11 protein-coding genes and 1 tRNA gene are annotated in these 14,740 nt (G+C 61.1%); all 12 read left to right on the forward strand.

The window, feature by feature from the left end; all coding sequences use genetic code 11:
* Positions 1-85: 85 nt before the first annotated feature.
* The 12 genes from ACSPX5_RS21005 (at position 86) to ACSPX5_RS21060 (ending at position 14,737) form a co-directional block, all read left to right on the forward strand.
* Positions 86-3,832 carry a bifunctional diguanylate cyclase/phosphodiesterase gene (locus ACSPX5_RS21005; protein WP_439820184.1) on the forward strand — a complete coding sequence of 1,249 codons (3,747 nt, stop codon included), beginning with the start codon at positions 86-88 and terminating at the stop codon, positions 3,830-3,832.
* A 15-nt stretch (positions 3,833-3,847) separates the two neighbouring features.
* Positions 3,848-3,924 (forward strand) — tRNA-Ile (locus ACSPX5_RS21010).
* Positions 3,925-3,980: 56 nt separating this feature from the next.
* Entirely contained in the window at positions 3,981-4,442 is a 462-nt protein-coding gene (locus tag ACSPX5_RS21015; RefSeq protein ID WP_169432172.1) for an Lrp/AsnC family transcriptional regulator, read from the forward strand.
* A gap of 146 nt (positions 4,443-4,588) precedes the next feature.
* Positions 4,589-6,271, forward strand: coding sequence for a flavin monoamine oxidase family protein (locus ACSPX5_RS21020; protein WP_085709206.1), 1,683 nt, complete (start codon positions 4,589-4,591; stop codon positions 6,269-6,271).
* 12 nt (positions 6,272-6,283) lie between these two features.
* Positions 6,284-7,078 carry a carbon-nitrogen hydrolase family protein gene (locus ACSPX5_RS21025; protein ID WP_169432173.1) on the forward strand — a complete coding sequence of 265 codons (795 nt, stop codon included), beginning with the start codon at positions 6,284-6,286 and terminating at the stop codon, positions 7,076-7,078.
* A 38-nt stretch (positions 7,079-7,116) separates the two neighbouring features.
* Complete coding sequence (gene pqqF / locus ACSPX5_RS21030; RefSeq protein WP_439820185.1) at positions 7,117-9,543, forward strand: pyrroloquinoline quinone biosynthesis protein PqqF; 2,427 nt, start codon at positions 7,117-7,119, stop codon at positions 9,541-9,543.
* Positions 9,544-9,702: 159 nt separating this feature from the next.
* Positions 9,703-9,777, forward strand: a complete 75-nt coding sequence (pqqA, locus tag ACSPX5_RS21035) for a pyrroloquinoline quinone precursor peptide PqqA (protein ID WP_003444522.1) — start codon at positions 9,703-9,705, stop codon at positions 9,775-9,777.
* A gap of 84 nt (positions 9,778-9,861) precedes the next feature.
* Positions 9,862-10,773, forward strand: coding sequence for a pyrroloquinoline quinone biosynthesis protein PqqB (gene pqqB, locus ACSPX5_RS21040; protein ID WP_207863711.1), 912 nt, complete (start codon positions 9,862-9,864; stop codon positions 10,771-10,773).
* 21 nt (positions 10,774-10,794) lie between these two features.
* Positions 10,795-11,547, forward strand: a complete 753-nt coding sequence (gene pqqC / locus ACSPX5_RS21045; RefSeq protein WP_166223334.1) for a pyrroloquinoline-quinone synthase PqqC — start codon at positions 10,795-10,797, stop codon at positions 11,545-11,547.
* Positions 11,544-11,819, forward strand: coding sequence for a pyrroloquinoline quinone biosynthesis peptide chaperone PqqD (pqqD, locus tag ACSPX5_RS21050; protein ID WP_007959876.1), 276 nt, complete (start codon positions 11,544-11,546; stop codon positions 11,817-11,819). Before pqqC ends, pqqD begins: the two co-directional genes overlap by 4 nt.
* Positions 11,791-12,963, forward strand: a complete 1,173-nt coding sequence (gene pqqE, locus ACSPX5_RS21055; RefSeq protein ID WP_169432176.1) for a pyrroloquinoline quinone biosynthesis protein PqqE — start codon at positions 11,791-11,793, stop codon at positions 12,961-12,963. The genes pqqD and pqqE overlap by 29 nt, the downstream gene beginning before the upstream one ends.
* Complete coding sequence (locus ACSPX5_RS21060) at positions 12,929-14,737, forward strand: prolyl oligopeptidase family serine peptidase (RefSeq protein WP_439820186.1); 1,809 nt, start codon at positions 12,929-12,931, stop codon at positions 14,735-14,737. The genes pqqE and ACSPX5_RS21060 overlap by 35 nt, the downstream gene beginning before the upstream one ends.
* The last annotated feature ends 3 nt before the right edge of the window (positions 14,738-14,740 follow it).

Genomic DNA, 14,740 nt, shown 5'->3' on the forward strand with positions numbered 1-14,740 from the left:
GGGCATATTAAATACCTCGCACTCCCCCCCTCGCGCACAGCCCGTCTACACTCGAAACATTCCCCCGAGCCATACCGAGACCGTTATGCCCAGACTGGCGTCCGTGCTCTTTTTGCTGTCACTGATGATCTGGACCGCAACGGCTGACGCGCTGACTCTGACCGACGAAGAACGTAGCTGGCTGGCGGCTCACCCGGATTTGCGCCTGGGTGTCGATGCTTCGTGGCCGCCATTCGAGTTTCGCGACGACCAGAACCGCTATCAGGGCCTGGCCGCGGACTATATCGACGTGATCCGCCAACGCCTGGCCATCAAACTTACGCCCGTCGAACCCTCAAGCTGGACAGCCGTGCTCGAACAGGCCAAAAACGGCACGATCGATCTGCTGCCGGGCATCATGTCCACCCCGGAACGTCAGAACTATCTGGCATTCACTCGCCCTTACCTGGACTTTCCGATCGTCATCCTCGCCCACGTCGGCGGTCCACAACCGCGCAAGATCGAGGAGCTGTATGGGCTGAAGATCGCGGTCGTCGAAAACTACGCCCCCCATGAGCTCCTGCGTACCCATCATCCCGATCTGAATCTGGTGGCCATGCCTAATGTCAGCTCGGCGTTGCAGGCCCTGGCCACCGATGAGGTGGACGCGGTGGTCGGCGACCTCGCCTCCAGTGTCTGGAGCCTGCGCCAGCTCAAGCTCGACGGGCTGTATGTCAGCGGCGAAACCCCTTATCGCTATCAATTGGCAATGGGGGTTCCCCGCGACAGCAAAATGCTGGTGGGCATTCTGGACAAAGTCCTGGCCGACATGTCCCCTGAGCAGATCAGCAGCATCCAGGAACACTGGGTGGGCAACGTCCTCGATCATCGGACATTCTGGTCGGATCTGCTGGTCTATGGCCTGCCAGGCCTGTTGCTGCTGGTGATCGTGCTGGCGGTGGTGATCCGTATCAACCGCCGCCTGAGCTCGGAAATCGCTCGACGTATCGACCTTGAACAGGAACTGCGCAGCAGCGAATACCACTATCGCGGGCTGGTGGAGAGCCTGTCGGCCATTGCATGGGAGGCACGGATCAGCGACTTCACCTACAGCTACGTGTCGCCCCACGCCGAGGATCTGCTCGGCTACCCCCTGTCGCACTGGCTGATCCCGGGTTTCTGGCGCAACATCATCCATCCCGCCGACCTGACCCGCGCACAGAGTTTCTGCGATCACGAGGTCCTCGCCGGGCGCGATCACAGTCTCGATTACCGGGTGATCACCGCTGATGGCCGCTGCCTGTGGGTGCGCGACATCGTCAGCCTCATCGAGCATGGCCACGAGCCGGTGATGCGCGGCCTGATGATCGATATCAGTGAAACCAAGCGTACCGAAGAGGCCCTGCGCCTGTCGGAGCAGAAGTTCGCCTCCGTGTTCCAGCAATGCCCGGATATTCTGGTCATCGCCCGGCTATCCGACGGCTGCCTGCTGGAAGTGAACGAAGCCTTTGAGGAACAGATCGGGCTCAAAGCCAAAGACGTCATTGGCCAGACCGCCACCGAACTCAATATCTGGGGCATTCCCGGCGTGGGTCCCGGCCTGCTGCAACGCCTGCAGGCCGGCAGCATTCGCAACCTGGAGATGCCCTTTCGTCGCAACAATGGGCAGGTGTTCACCGGGCTGATTTCCGCCGAACCGTTCGAACTCGACACGACACCGGCGCTGGTCGTCGTGGTGCGCGACATTACGCAGCTCAAGGAAACCCAACAGCAGTTGCAAACCTCCGAAGAAAAGTTCGCCAAGGCCTTTCACGCCTCGCCGGACGGCCTGCTGCTGTCACGCCAGAGTGATGGTCTGTTGCTGGAGGTCAATGAAGGTTTCAGCCGCATCACCGGTTTCAACAGCGCCATGTCGGTGGATCGTTCGGCACTGGATCTGGGGATCTGGGTCAACCTCAACGAACGCAAACAGATGCTCGATCTGTTGCACCGTGACGGTTTCGTCCGTGACTTCAGTTGTCACATCCGCCGCAGCGACGGGCAGATCCGCCTCTGCGAAGTGTCCAGCCGGCCGCTGCCGATCGGCGACGAAGACTGCATGCTGACCATTGCCCGTGACATCACCGAACGCCACCTGATGCAGGAAAAATTGCAACAGGCCGCAACCGTCTTCGAAAGCACCGCCGAGGGCGTGCTGATTACCGACACCCAGCAGCACATCAGCGCAGTGAACCGCGCATTCACGGAAATTACCGGCTACAGCGAAAGCGAAGCGCTAGGCCATACCCCACGCCTGTTGGCTTCCGGGCTGCATGACAGCGCATTTTATGCGGCGATGTGGCACCAGTTGACCGACGAAGGCCACTGGCAAGGCGAAATCTCCAACCGGCGCAAGAATGGCGAGTTGTACCCCAGCTGGCTGACCATCAGCGCCGTGCGCAACCGCGACCGGTTCATCACTCACTTCGTCGCGGTGTTTGCCGATATTTCCAGCCTCAAGCACGCTCAGGCCAAACTCGATTACCAGGCCCACCATGACCCGCTGACCGGTCTGCCAAACCGGACACTGTTCGAAAGCCGCCTGTTGATGGCGCTGAACAGTCAGCAGGAAAACGACAGCCTGGGCGCGGTGTTGTTTCTCGATCTCGATCGTTTCAAGCACATCAACGACAGTCTCGGCCATCCGGTCGGCGACCTGCTGCTCAAAGGCATCGCCGTGCGCCTCAAGGAACAGCTTCGCGATATCGACACGGTGGCGCGGCTGGGCGGCGATGAATTCATCATCCTGCTACCGGGCCTGCAACAGGCCGCTGATGCAGACAACATTGCCACCAAACTGCTGAATTGCTTCGCCGCACCGTTTCAAGCCGGCGAGCATGAGTTCTTCATCAGCGCCAGCATCGGCACCAGCCTCTATCCCCGCGACGGCTGCGACGTCGCCACCCTGATCAAGAACGCCGACGCGGCGATGTATCGCTCCAAGGCCAAGGGTCGTAATCGCGTCGAAAGCTACACCCGGGACCTCACCGCCCAGGCCAGCGAACGGGTGGCGCTGGAACATGAACTGCGCCGGGCCATCGAGCGCGAAGAGTTGTACCTCTACTATCAACCGAAAATCAGCCTCGACGATCACAGTCTGGTCGGGGCCGAAGCCCTGATCCGCTGGCGTCACCCGACCTTCGGCGAGGTGCCGCCGGAGCATTTCATCCCGCTGGCGGAAGAGAACGGCATGATTCTGCAAATCGGCGACTGGGTGCTGGAAACCGCCTGTCGGCAAATGTTCGAATGGGGACAGATCTATGAATCCCTGGGCCCGTTGTCGGTCAACCTCGCCGGCGCGCAACTGCGCCAGCCGAACCTGTTGGGGCGCATCGAACAGCTGCTCAAGGACAACCGCCTGAGGCCGGATTTACTGCAACTGGAAATTACCGAAAACTTCATCATGAGCCAGGCCGAAGAGGCGCTGGCAGTGTTGCACCAACTCAAACACCTCGGCGTGCAACTGGCCATCGACGACTTCGGCACCGGTTATTCCTCGCTGAGTTATCTCAAGCGCCTGCCGCTGGATATCCTCAAGATCGACCAGTCTTTCGTCCGCGGCCTGCCTGACGATCCGCACGACGCGGCAATTGTCCGCGCCATCATCGCCCTGGGGCGCAGCATGCAATTCACCGTGATCGCCGAAGGTGTGGAAACCCAGGCCCAACAACAATTCCTCACCGCCGAGGGCTGCGAACAGATCCAGGGCTACATCGTCAGCCTGCCGCTGCCACCCGAAGAGTTCGCCGCGACGTTTCTTCGTATAGCCGTATCAGATTTTTCGGATAGCACAGCCGAGAAACCGTCGCTATAATCCGCGGCCTACTGAGGGCCTATAGCTCAGTTGGTTAGAGCAGAGGACTCATAATCCTTTGGTCCACGGTTCAAGTCCGTGTGGGCCCACCAAACATCAAAAAGCCGCACATATGTGCGGCTTTTTCGTATCTGCGTGGAGAAGTCCCTTGTCCGACATCCGCCCACCCGTGCTTGATGAAATCGATCGCCAGTTGATTGCCGCCCTGCAGATCAATGCCCGCGAAAGCGTGGCAATGCTCGCCCGGCAGCTCGGCATTGCCCGCACCACGGTCACCTCACGTCTCGCACGACTGGAAAAGGCCAAAGTCATCACTGGCTACGGCGTGCGTCTGGGCCAGCGTGTCGTGGATGGCGGGTTGCAGGCCTATGTCGGGATCAAGGTGCAGCCGCGCTCCGGCAAAGAGGTGCTGCGACGGTTGAGTGCGATGGCCCAGGTGCAGCAGCTGTGTGCGGTGAGTGGCGAATTTGATTACGTGGCGTGGCTGCGTACCGACTCGCCAGAACAGCTGGATCAACTGCTGGATCAGATCGGCAGCGTAGATGGCGTGGACAAGACCACGACCTCGATCATCCTCAGCAGCAAAATCGATCGCGGGCATCCAGTCTGACCAACATTGTCGTCATATTGCAGCAGCAACACTCAAATAGACGACACTTTGCGTCTTATTAACGTGTTCTACGCTCCCTAGAATGGCTGGCATCTTTTCCTATACTCAGACGCGCATCCGGCGTCGGGTCGCCAGCAAGGTCAGCCATGAACAAGAACAATCGCCATCCTGCAGACGGTAAGAAACCGATCACCATTTTCGGCCCGGACTTTCCGTTCGCCTTCGACGACTGGATCGAACACCCGGCCGGTCTGGGTAGCATTCCCGAGCACAACCACGGTGCCGAAGTGGCAATCGTCGGTGCCGGCATCGCAGGTCTGGTGGCGGCTTACGAACTGATGAAACTCGGTTTGAAACCGGTCGTTTATGAGGCCTCGAAGCTCGGCGGCCGTCTGCGCTCCCAGGCATTCAACGGCACTGACGGCATCGTCGCCGAGCTCGGCGGCATGCGCTTCCCGGTATCCTCCACCGCGTTCTATCACTACGTCGACAAACTCGGTCTGGAAACCAAGCCCTTCCCCAACCCGCTGACCCCGGCCTCCGGCAGTACCGTGATCGACCTGGAAGGCAAAACCCATTACGCACAGAGCCTGAAGGATCTTCCTGCACTGTTCCAGGAAGTGGCTGACGCCTGGGCCGACGCTCTGGAGGCCGGCTCGCAGTTTGCCGATATCCAGCAAGCGATCCGCGACCGCGATGTGCCGCGCCTCAAAGAGCTGTGGAACACCCTCGTACCGCTTTGGGACGACCGCACGTTCTACGATTTCGTTGCCACGTCGAAAGCCTTCGCCAAGCTATCGTTCCATCACCGTGAAGTGTTCGGCCAGGTCGGTTTCGGTACCGGCGGCTGGGACTCGGACTTCCCCAACTCGATGCTGGAAATCTTCCGCGTGGTGATGACCAACTGCGACGACCACCAACACCTGGTGGTCGGCGGTGTGGAACAAGTGCCACAAGGCATCTGGCGTCATGCGCCGGAACGCTGCGTACACTGGCCGCAAGGCACCAGCCTCAAGTCGCTGCACCACGGCGCGCCACGTTCCGGGGTGAAGAAAATTGCCCACGCGCCTGACGGGCGTTTCGCGGTCACCGACAACAACGGCGACACCCGCGAATACGCCGCCGTACTCACCACCTGTCAGAGCTGGCTGCTGACCACCCAGATCGAGTGCGACGAAACCCTGTTCTCGCAAAAAATGTGGATGGCCCTCGACCGCACGCGCTACATGCAATCGTCGAAGACCTTCGTGATGGTTGACCGTCCGTTCTGGAAGGACAAGGACCCGGAAACCGGCCGCGACCTGATGAGCATGACCCTCACCGATCGCCTGACCCGTGGCACCTATCTGTTCGACAACGGTGACGACAAGCCAGGCGTGATCTGCCTGTCGTACTCGTGGATGAGCGATGCGCTGAAAATGCTCCCGCATCCGGTGGAAAAACGCGTGAAACTGGCGCTCGATGCGTTGAAGAAGATCTACCCGAAAGTCGACATCGCCGCGCGGATCATCGGCGATCCGATCACCGTATCCTGGGAAGCCGACCCGCATTTCCTCGGTGCATTCAAAGGCGCCCTGCCCGGTCACTATCGCTATAACCAGCGCATGTACGCGCATTTCATGCAGGACGATATGCCACCGGAGCAGCGTGGGATTTTCATCGCCGGCGACGACGTATCGTGGACGCCTGCCTGGGTTGAAGGCGCGGTACAAACCTCGCTCAATGCGGTGTGGGGAATCATGAAGCACTTCGGCGGGTCCACACATAAAGAGAACCCCGGCCCGGGTGATGTGTTCAACGACATCGGCCCGATCGCCCTGCCCGAGTAAGAGGAATCCCCGATGCGTGTAGCCCTTTACCAATGTCCACCTTTGCCCCTGGAACCGGCCGCCAACCTCCAGCGCCTGCATCAACTGGCGATGGAGGCCAAAGGCGCCGATCTGCTGGTGGTGCCGGAGATGTTCCTGACCGGCTACAACATCGGCAAGGAAGCGGTCGCGACATTGGCCGAGGTCTATAACGGTGAGTGGGCGCAGCAGGTTGGACGGATCGCCAAGGCTGCCGGCCTGGCGATTCTCTATGGATACCCGGAGCGCACCGCCGAAGGACAGATTTACAACGCCGTGCAACTGATCGATTCGAACGGCGAGCGCCTGTGCAATTACCGTAAAACGCACCTGTTCGGCGATCTGGACCGTTCGATGTTCAGCCCCGGCGATGGCGAGTTTCCCATCGTCGAGCTCAACGGCTGGAAGCTCGGTTTCCTGATCTGCTACGACCTGGAATTCCCGGAAAACGCCCGGCGCCTGGCCCTTGAAGGCGCCGAGCTGATCCTGGTGCCGACCGCCAACATGATTCCTTTCGATTTCATTGCCGATGTTTCCGTGCGCTCCCGCGCCTTTGAAAACCAGTGCTACGTGGCTTACGCCAACTACTGCGGCCACGAAGGCGATATCCATTACTGCGGGCAAAGCAGCATTGCCGCACCGGATGGCAGCCGTATCGCCCAGGCCGGACTGGACGAAGCCTTGATCGTCGGTGAGCTGGATCGCCAGTTGATGATCGATTCGCGTAACGCCAACCGCTACTTCAACGACCGCCGCCCCGAACTTTACGACGCGCTCAACAAGCGCTAATCCGCTAGCATTGGCACTTCACTGTTCTGGAAGTGCCCATGCCTGCGCCGACTCACCCCCGCCCTCACACCGAAACCCTGGCCAACGGCTTGCGCGTGACCCTGCGTCGCGTGCCCGGCCTCAAGCGCAGCGCCGCCGCGTTGCGGGTGGCTGCCGGCAGTCATGACGTGCCGTTGGCGTGGCCGGGGCTGGCGCATTTTCTTGAGCATTTGCTGTTTCTCGGCACCGAGCGTTTTCCTGCACAGCAAGGGCTGATGGCCTACGTGCAAGGTCACGGCGGTCAGGTGAATGCCAGCACCCGCGAGCGCACCACCGATTTCTTCTTTGACTTGCCGCCAACGTCCTTCAGCGGTGGACTGGAGCGTCTGTCGGACATGCTCGCTCATCCGCGTATGAATCCGGACGATCAGTTGCGGGAACGGGAAGTGCTGCAGGCGGAGTTTGTCGCGTGGTCCCAGGATGCTGCGGCTCAGCAGAAAGAGGCACTGTTCGAGGGATTGTCGGCAGCGCATCCTTTGCGCGGCTTTCATGCCGGGAACCGCGACACGCTGCCGGTAGAAGAGGCGGAATTTCAGCAGGCACTGAAAGATTTCCATCGGCAGTTTTACCGCACCGGGCAGATGACCCTGAGTCTGGTCGGGCCGCAGAGCATTGAAGAGCTGCGAGTGCTGGCCGAACAGTTTGCCGCCACGCTGACGCCTGGGGATAAAACTGCACAGGCAGCCCCCGTTCGCTTGATGGACAACGCGGAGAAAAGTTATCAACAGGCCGGCGATTGTCGCGGCAATCTGCTGTTTGCGTTGGAGGAGTTACCGGAGTCGTCGGCCGAAGCGCTGGCGTTTCTCTGCCACTGGTTGTACAGCGCCAAACCCGGGGGGTTGCTCGCACATTTGCAGCAACTGGGTCTCGCTGACAGCCTGCAAGCCTGCGTGCAGTACCAGTTCGCAGGGCAAGCCTTGCTGCATCTTCAGTTCACTGCACCCAGCGGGTCACTCGATGCCATTCGCGAGCAATGGCTGGATTGGCTGAGTTTCTTCGCCGAACAGCAGGACTGGCCGGCATTGCGTGAGGAATATTCGGCTCAGCTTCAGCGTCAGCAGCAGGTCAGCGGCGCGCTGCAACGGGCGCGACTCGACAGCGAAAAACTCGAAAGCGGCCTCTCCGAATCGGCGGTTGCAGCGCTCAAAGTGATTCTCGGCAAAATCGGCATTGTGGATAACTTCAGCAGTCACTGGCATCTGCCCGCTGCCAATCCGTTCCTGCGCGCAGCAGAACCGCTGGCCAACGCCGGCCTGATTCGCGGCCAGACCAGCGCCCACCGAGGCCTGCGCACGTTTGCTCAGGATCGCTCGCGCAGCCGCCGCGAACGCTCGCCGATGCAATTCAGCCAGGCGCTGCCGGATAACGGCGACGAAGGTGCGGTGTATGTGCGCTGGCAGACGGAAGCAGCGGCCACGGCCGAGCTGCAAGCGAAACTGCAACGCAGTCTGCGGGAGGTGTCTGACGACGCGCGTCAGGCCGGAGTCGAATTGTCGTTCAGCACCACGGGGAATCAGTGGATATTGAAGGTGACCGGTCTGCAGGACGTACTACCCGGCGTCCTGGAGCATGCGCTGAAACATCTGACGCAAGTTGACGCTGATTCCGCGACAAACGAGCCGGACGTGCCGTCGATGCCGATCCGCCAATTGCTCAAGGCATGGCCCGAGCACTGTCTTCCAGCGGTTGTGCAATCCGACGACGCCAATCAGCTGTGGACAACTTCCCGTTGGGATGGCCTGGCCCTGTGTCTCGATGCCCAGACCCAATCGGCCATGGGTCTGGCCCTGAGTCGCATTCCAGGCAAGCCAGACAACGAAATACCAACCCTGTCGGCAGTCCACGCACACTACCGATGGAGTCAGATCGACACCGCCTCCAGCGAACACGCATTGCTGCTGTTCTGCCCGACCGCCAGCCCGAACATAGCCGACGAAGCCGCATGGCGTTTTCTCGCGCACCTGTGCCACACGCCGTTCTATCAGCGGCTACGGGGCGAGTTGCAGCTGGGATACGCGGTGTTCAGCGCCTTCAGACAGGCGCATGGCCAGAGTGGATGGCAGTTCGGCGTGCAATCGCCGACAGTCACTCCTGAGCAACTGCTGGGCCACGTTCAAGCGTTTATCGAAGGCATTCCCGCGCTGATCGAGAAAATCGATGACGCGCTGTTCATAGAGCAGCGCCAGATCCTCGCCGCGCATCTGGATGCCGATGTCCTGCCCGCCAAAGACGCTGCCGAACTTCTGTGGCAGGCAAAACTGGCTGGCCACTCGTCGGATTACCTGGATCAACTGAGCAAGGCCATCGCTCAACTGGATCGCCCGGCATTGCAAGCCGCCGCACAGCGCCTGATCCGCGCCGAAGGCGGCTGGCACGGCCTGTCCAACAGCCCTTCGCCGGGCGCGCCATGGCAAGCGACAAAATGATCATTACCGGGGCTGCAAGGAGCTTTCTCAAAGATTCACGGGCAAACCCCCTGAAATTTTGAGTAACATAGCCACCTAACTATTTGGAACATCCCTGCGCTGCCGTGGACTATACCTATGGATAGCGCTATCTCACCCACCTGAAAAAGGAGTCACCCGATGGCCTGGACCAAACCTGCTTACACCGACCTGCGCATCGGCTTCGAAGTCACCATGTACTTCGCCAGCCGCTGAGTCCTGCCTCAAGCAGAACACTGCAGTGCAACGCCTCGGCTCGCCGGGGCGTTTTATTTTCAGCGTTGAAATGATGGAGCGTTCATGTTCGTCCAGATTCTGGGTTCGGCCGCCGGTGGCGGTTTTCCGCAGTGGAACTGCAACTGCGTCAATTGCGCCGGCTTTCGCGACGGCAGCCTGAATGCCCAGGCCCGTACCCAATCGTCCATCGCGATTTCCGATGACGGCGTGAACTGGGTGCTGTGCAATGCCTCGCCGGACATCCGCGCGCAGCTTCAGAGCTTCGCCCCGATGCAACCGGGCCGTGCCCTGCGTGACACCGGCATCAGCGCGATCATCCTGATGGACAGCCAGATCGACCACACCACCGGCCTGCTCAGCCTGCGCGAAGGCTGCCCGCATCAGGTCTGGTGCACGGACATGGTCCACGAGGACCTGAGCACCGGTTTCCCGCTGTTCACCATGCTCAAGCACTGGAACGGCGGGCTGGACTGGAACCGCATCGAACTCGACCAGAGCTTCACCGTCGCCGCCTGCCCGAACCTGCGCTTCACCCCGTTGCCGCTGCGCAGCGCGGCACCGCCCTACTCGCCGCACCGCTTCGATCCGCACCCGGGCGACAACATCGGCCTGATCGTCGAAGACCTCAGCACCGGCGGCAAGCTGTTCTATGCGCCAGGTCTGGGCAAGGTCGATGCGCCGTTGCTGGAAATCATGGCCGACAGCGACTGCGTGCTGGTGGACGGAACGATGTGGGACGACGATGAAATGCAGCGCCGTGGCGTTGGCACCCGCACCGGCCGCGAAATGGGTCACCTCGCCCAGAACGGTCCCGGCGGCATGCTCGAAGTGCTGGAACAGCTTCCCGAGCAGCGCAAGGTGCTTATCCACATCAACAACACCAACCCGATTCTCGACGAAGACTCCCCGGAGCGCGCGGAACTGGTGCGACGCAATGTTGAAGTGGCGTATGACGGCATGAGCATTGTCCTGTAACGAATGGCCCGGAGAACCGCAATGACCGACACCCCGCTGTCCCCCGCCGAATTCGAAGCGGCCCTGCGCGCCAAGGGCGCCTACTACCACATCTATCACCCGTATCACGTGGCGATGTATGAAGGCCGGGCCACCCGCGAGCAGATTCAGGGCTGGGTCGCCAACCGCTTCTACTATCAGGTGAACATTCCCCTGAAAGACGCGGCAATCCTCGCCAACTGCCCGGATCGCGAGATCCGCCGCGAGTGGATCCAGCGTCTGCTCGACCACGATGGCGCCCCCGGTGAGGACGGCGGTATCGAAGCCTGGCTGCGTCTCGGCCAGGCCGTCGGTCTCGACCCGGATCAATTGCGTTCCCAGGAGCTGGTGCTGCCCGGCGTACGCTTCGCCGTCGACGCCTACGTCAACTTCGCCCGCCGCGCCAGTTGGCAGGAAGCTGCCAGCAGCTCGCTGACCGAGCTGTTCGCGCCGCAGATCCACCAGTCGCGCCTCGACAGCTGGCCGCAGCATTACCCGTGGATCGACCCGGCGGGTTACGAATATTTCCGCACCCGTCTCGGCCAGGCCCGACGCGATGTCGAGCATGGCCTGGCGATCACGCTGGAGCACTACAAGACCCGCGAAGGTCAAGAGCGCATGCTGGAAATTCTCCAGTTCAAACTGGACATCCTTTGGAGCATGCTCGATGCCATGAGCATGGCCTACGAACTGAACCGCCCGCCGTATCACAGCGTCACCGATCAACGGGTCTGGCATAAAGGAATCGCCTTATGAGTTTCGACCGCAGCAAGACCCCGACCTGGCGTCCCGGCTACCGTTTCCAGTACGAACCGGCGCAGAAAGGCCACGTGCTGCTGTACCCGGAAGGCATGATCAAGCTCAACGAAAGTGCCGCACTGATCGGCGGCCTGATCGACGGTGAGCGGGATGTCGCGGCGATCATCGCCGAACTCGACAGACAGTTCCCCGGCGTACCCGAGCTCGGTGACGACATCGAGCAATTCATGGAGGTTGCCCGTGCGCAGCACTGGATCGAACTTGCCTGAGACATCGGCGCAAGTCCCGGCCAAACCGGAAGTCGGCCTGCCGCTGTGGCTGCTCGCCGAACTGACCTACCGTTGCCCGCTGCAATGCCCGTACTGCTCCAATCCACTGGACTTCGCCGAGCAGGGCAAAGAGCTGAGCACCGAACAGTGGATCAAGGTATTTCGCGAAGCGCGGGAGATGGGTGCGGCGCAACTGGGCTTTTCCGGGGGCGAACCGCTGGTGCGCCAGGACCTCGCCGAGCTGATTCGTGAAGCGCGTCAGTTGGGTTTTTACACCAACCTGATTACCTCAGGCATCGGCCTGACCGAACAGAAGATCAGCGACTTCAAGAAGGCCGGGCTCGATCACATCCAGATCAGCTTCCAGGCCAGCGACGAGCAAGTGAACAACCTGCTCGCGGGCTCGAAAAAAGCCTTCGCGCAGAAGCTGGAAATGGCCCGCGCCGTGAAGGCCCACGGCTATCCGATGGTGCTGAACTTCGTCACCCATCGGCACAACATCGACAAGATCGACCGCATCATCGAGCTGTGCATCGCTCTGGAAGCGGATTTCGTCGAGCTCGCCACCTGCCAGTTCTACGGCTGGGCACAGCTCAATCGTGTCGGCCTGTTGCCGACCAAAGAGCAACTGGTCCGCGCCGAACGCATCACCAACGAATACCGCGCCAGACTGGAAGCCGAAGGGCATCCGTGCAAGCTGATTTTCGTCACCCCGGACTATTACGAAGAACGTCCGAAAGCCTGCATGAATGGCTGGGGCAGTCTGTTTCTGACGGTCACACCGGACGGTACCGCCCTGCCCTGTCATGGCGCCCGACAGCTGCCGGTACAATTTCCCAATGTGCGCGACCACAGCATGCAGCACATCTGGTACGACTCGTTCGGCTTCAACCGCTTTCGCGGCTATGACTGGATGCCCGAGCCGTGCCGCTCCTGTGACGAGAAAGAACAGGACTTCGGCGGCTGCCGCTGCCAGGCGTTCATGCTTACGGGCGATGCCAGCAACGCCGACCCGGTGTGCAGCAAGTCCGAACATCACGGCGTGATCCTCAAGGCCCGCGAAGAAGCCGAGCACGCCACCCAGACCATCGAACAACTGGCCTTTCGCAATGAACGAAACTCGCGCCTCATCGCCAAAGGCTGAGCCTTTCAGCGCCACCGCCGCGGTTGCCGCCGGCGTGGATTTCGCCGAATTGCAGCTCGGCGCCCAGGGTTTGTTCTGGAATGAATATCGCCCGACAGACGCTGCCTGCCGGATCTGGCACTGGCACGATGGCGTAGCGAAATGTCTGACGCCTGCGGGCTTCAGCGTGCGCAGCCGGGTGTACGAATATGGTGGGGGGGCGTTTTGTCTGACGCCTGACGGGATTGTTTTCGTCAATGAGGCAGATCAACAGCTGTACCGGCAGACACTGGATGGCGCGCCCGAAGCTCTGACGACGGGTGAGTGCCGATATGGCGATCTGCATTTTGCCAACGGGCAGGTCCTGGCCGTTGAAGAGAACGGTGACCGCCATCGGTTGGTGGCCATTGATCTGGTGAACGGAACCGAGAGTTTGCTGGCAGAAGGTGCGGATTTCTACGCGGCACCGATCATCAGCCCGGACTGCCAGCGCCTGGCGTGGATCGAATGGAGCCGCCCGCATCAGCCGTGGACCGCCACCCGTTTGATGATCGCCAAGCGAACCGATAACGGTTTTTCCGCCCCTCGTTGCGTGGCCGGAGAAACGCTGGAAGAGTCGATCCAGCAACCCCGTTTCGATGCCAGCGGACGACTGGGCTGCCTGACCGACCGTGGCGGATATTGGCAACCGTGGGTCGAGACTGCGGACGGTTTGCAAATGTTGCCCTGTGCCGCAGCCGATCACGCGCCTGCGCCATGGCAACTCGGCGGTTGCACTTGGCTGCCCACCGACGAAGGATTCCTGGCCAGTTGGAGTGAAGGCGGTTTCGGGCGTCTGGCGCTTAACGGCGAAGACTTCACCGGCGACTACAGCCGCTTCCGTCATCTGGCGGTCGATGATCAGTTCATTTACTGCATCGCCGCTTCACCAATCAGCCCTTCAGCCGTGATCGCCATTGATCGCGAGTCGCGTGAAGTGAAAATCCTCGCCGGCGGCGTTGCACCGCTTCCCGCCGAGCGCATCAGCCAACCGCAAACCCTGTGTTATCCCAGCGGCTCGGGCCAGGCTCACGGCTTCTTTTATCCGGCCACCCATGGCGATGAAAAACCGCCCCTGGTGGTGTTCATCCACGGCGGTCCGACGTCGGCCTGCTATCCGCTGCTGGATCCGCGCATCCAGTACTGGACGCAACGCGGCTTCGCCGTGGCCGACCTCAACTACCGAGGCAGCAGCGGTTATGGCCGGGAGTATCGAAAGGCGCTGCATCTGAGTTGGGGAGCAGTGGATGTCGAGGATGCCTGCGCAGTGGTGGCCTATCTGGCCGAACGCGGCATGATCGACGGCGAGCGTGCATTCATCCGTGGCGGCAGCGCCGGTGGTTACACGACGCTATGTGCCCTGGCGTTCCATCAGGTATTTCGCGCCGGCGCCAGCCTGTACGGCGTCAGCGACCCGGTAGCTCTGGGCCGTGCAACACACAAGTTCGAAGGTGATTATCTGGACTGGCTGATCGGCGATCCCGAGCAAGACGGCGAACGCTACGCCACCCGCACGCCGTTGCTGCACGCCGGCAACATTCGCGTGCCGGTGATTTTCTTCCAGGGTGAGCTGGACGCCGTCGTCGTGCCGCAACAGACCCGCGACATGGTCGCAGCCCTGGAGCAAAACGGCATTGAGGTCGAAGCGCATTACTACGCCGACGAACGCCACGGCTTCCGCCGGGCCGCGAACCAGGCCCACGCGCTGGAGCAGGAATGGCGCTTCTACCGGCGAGTGATGGGCCTGGCCGATTGAAAC

This window comes from Pseudomonas sp. HLG18 (assembly GCF_051903985.1).
GTDB lineage: Bacteria > Pseudomonadota > Gammaproteobacteria > Pseudomonadales > Pseudomonadaceae > Aquipseudomonas > Aquipseudomonas fluorescens_BT.

Excerpts from the sequence above, each read along its gene's own strand:
- ACSPX5_RS21005 (WP_439820184.1), top strand. The coding sequence starts at position 86 with ATGCCCAGACTGGCGTCCGTGCTCTTTTTGCTGTCACTGATGATCTGG.
- ACSPX5_RS21020 (WP_085709206.1), top strand. The coding sequence starts at position 4,589 with ATGAACAAGAACAATCGCCATCCTGCAGACGGTAAGAAACCGATCACC.
- ACSPX5_RS21025 (WP_169432173.1), top strand. The coding sequence starts at position 6,284 with ATGCGTGTAGCCCTTTACCAATGTCCACCTTTGCCCCTGGAACCGGCC.
- pqqF (WP_439820185.1), top strand. The coding sequence starts at position 7,117 with ATGCCTGCGCCGACTCACCCCCGCCCTCACACCGAAACCCTGGCCAAC.
- pqqB (WP_207863711.1), top strand. The coding sequence starts at position 9,862 with ATGTTCGTCCAGATTCTGGGTTCGGCCGCCGGTGGCGGTTTTCCGCAG.
- pqqC (WP_166223334.1), top strand. The coding sequence starts at position 10,795 with ATGACCGACACCCCGCTGTCCCCCGCCGAATTCGAAGCGGCCCTGCGC.
- pqqD (WP_007959876.1), top strand. The coding sequence starts at position 11,544 with ATGAGTTTCGACCGCAGCAAGACCCCGACCTGGCGTCCCGGCTACCGT.
- ACSPX5_RS21060 (WP_439820186.1), top strand. The coding sequence starts at position 12,929 with ATGAACGAAACTCGCGCCTCATCGCCAAAGGCTGAGCCTTTCAGCGCC.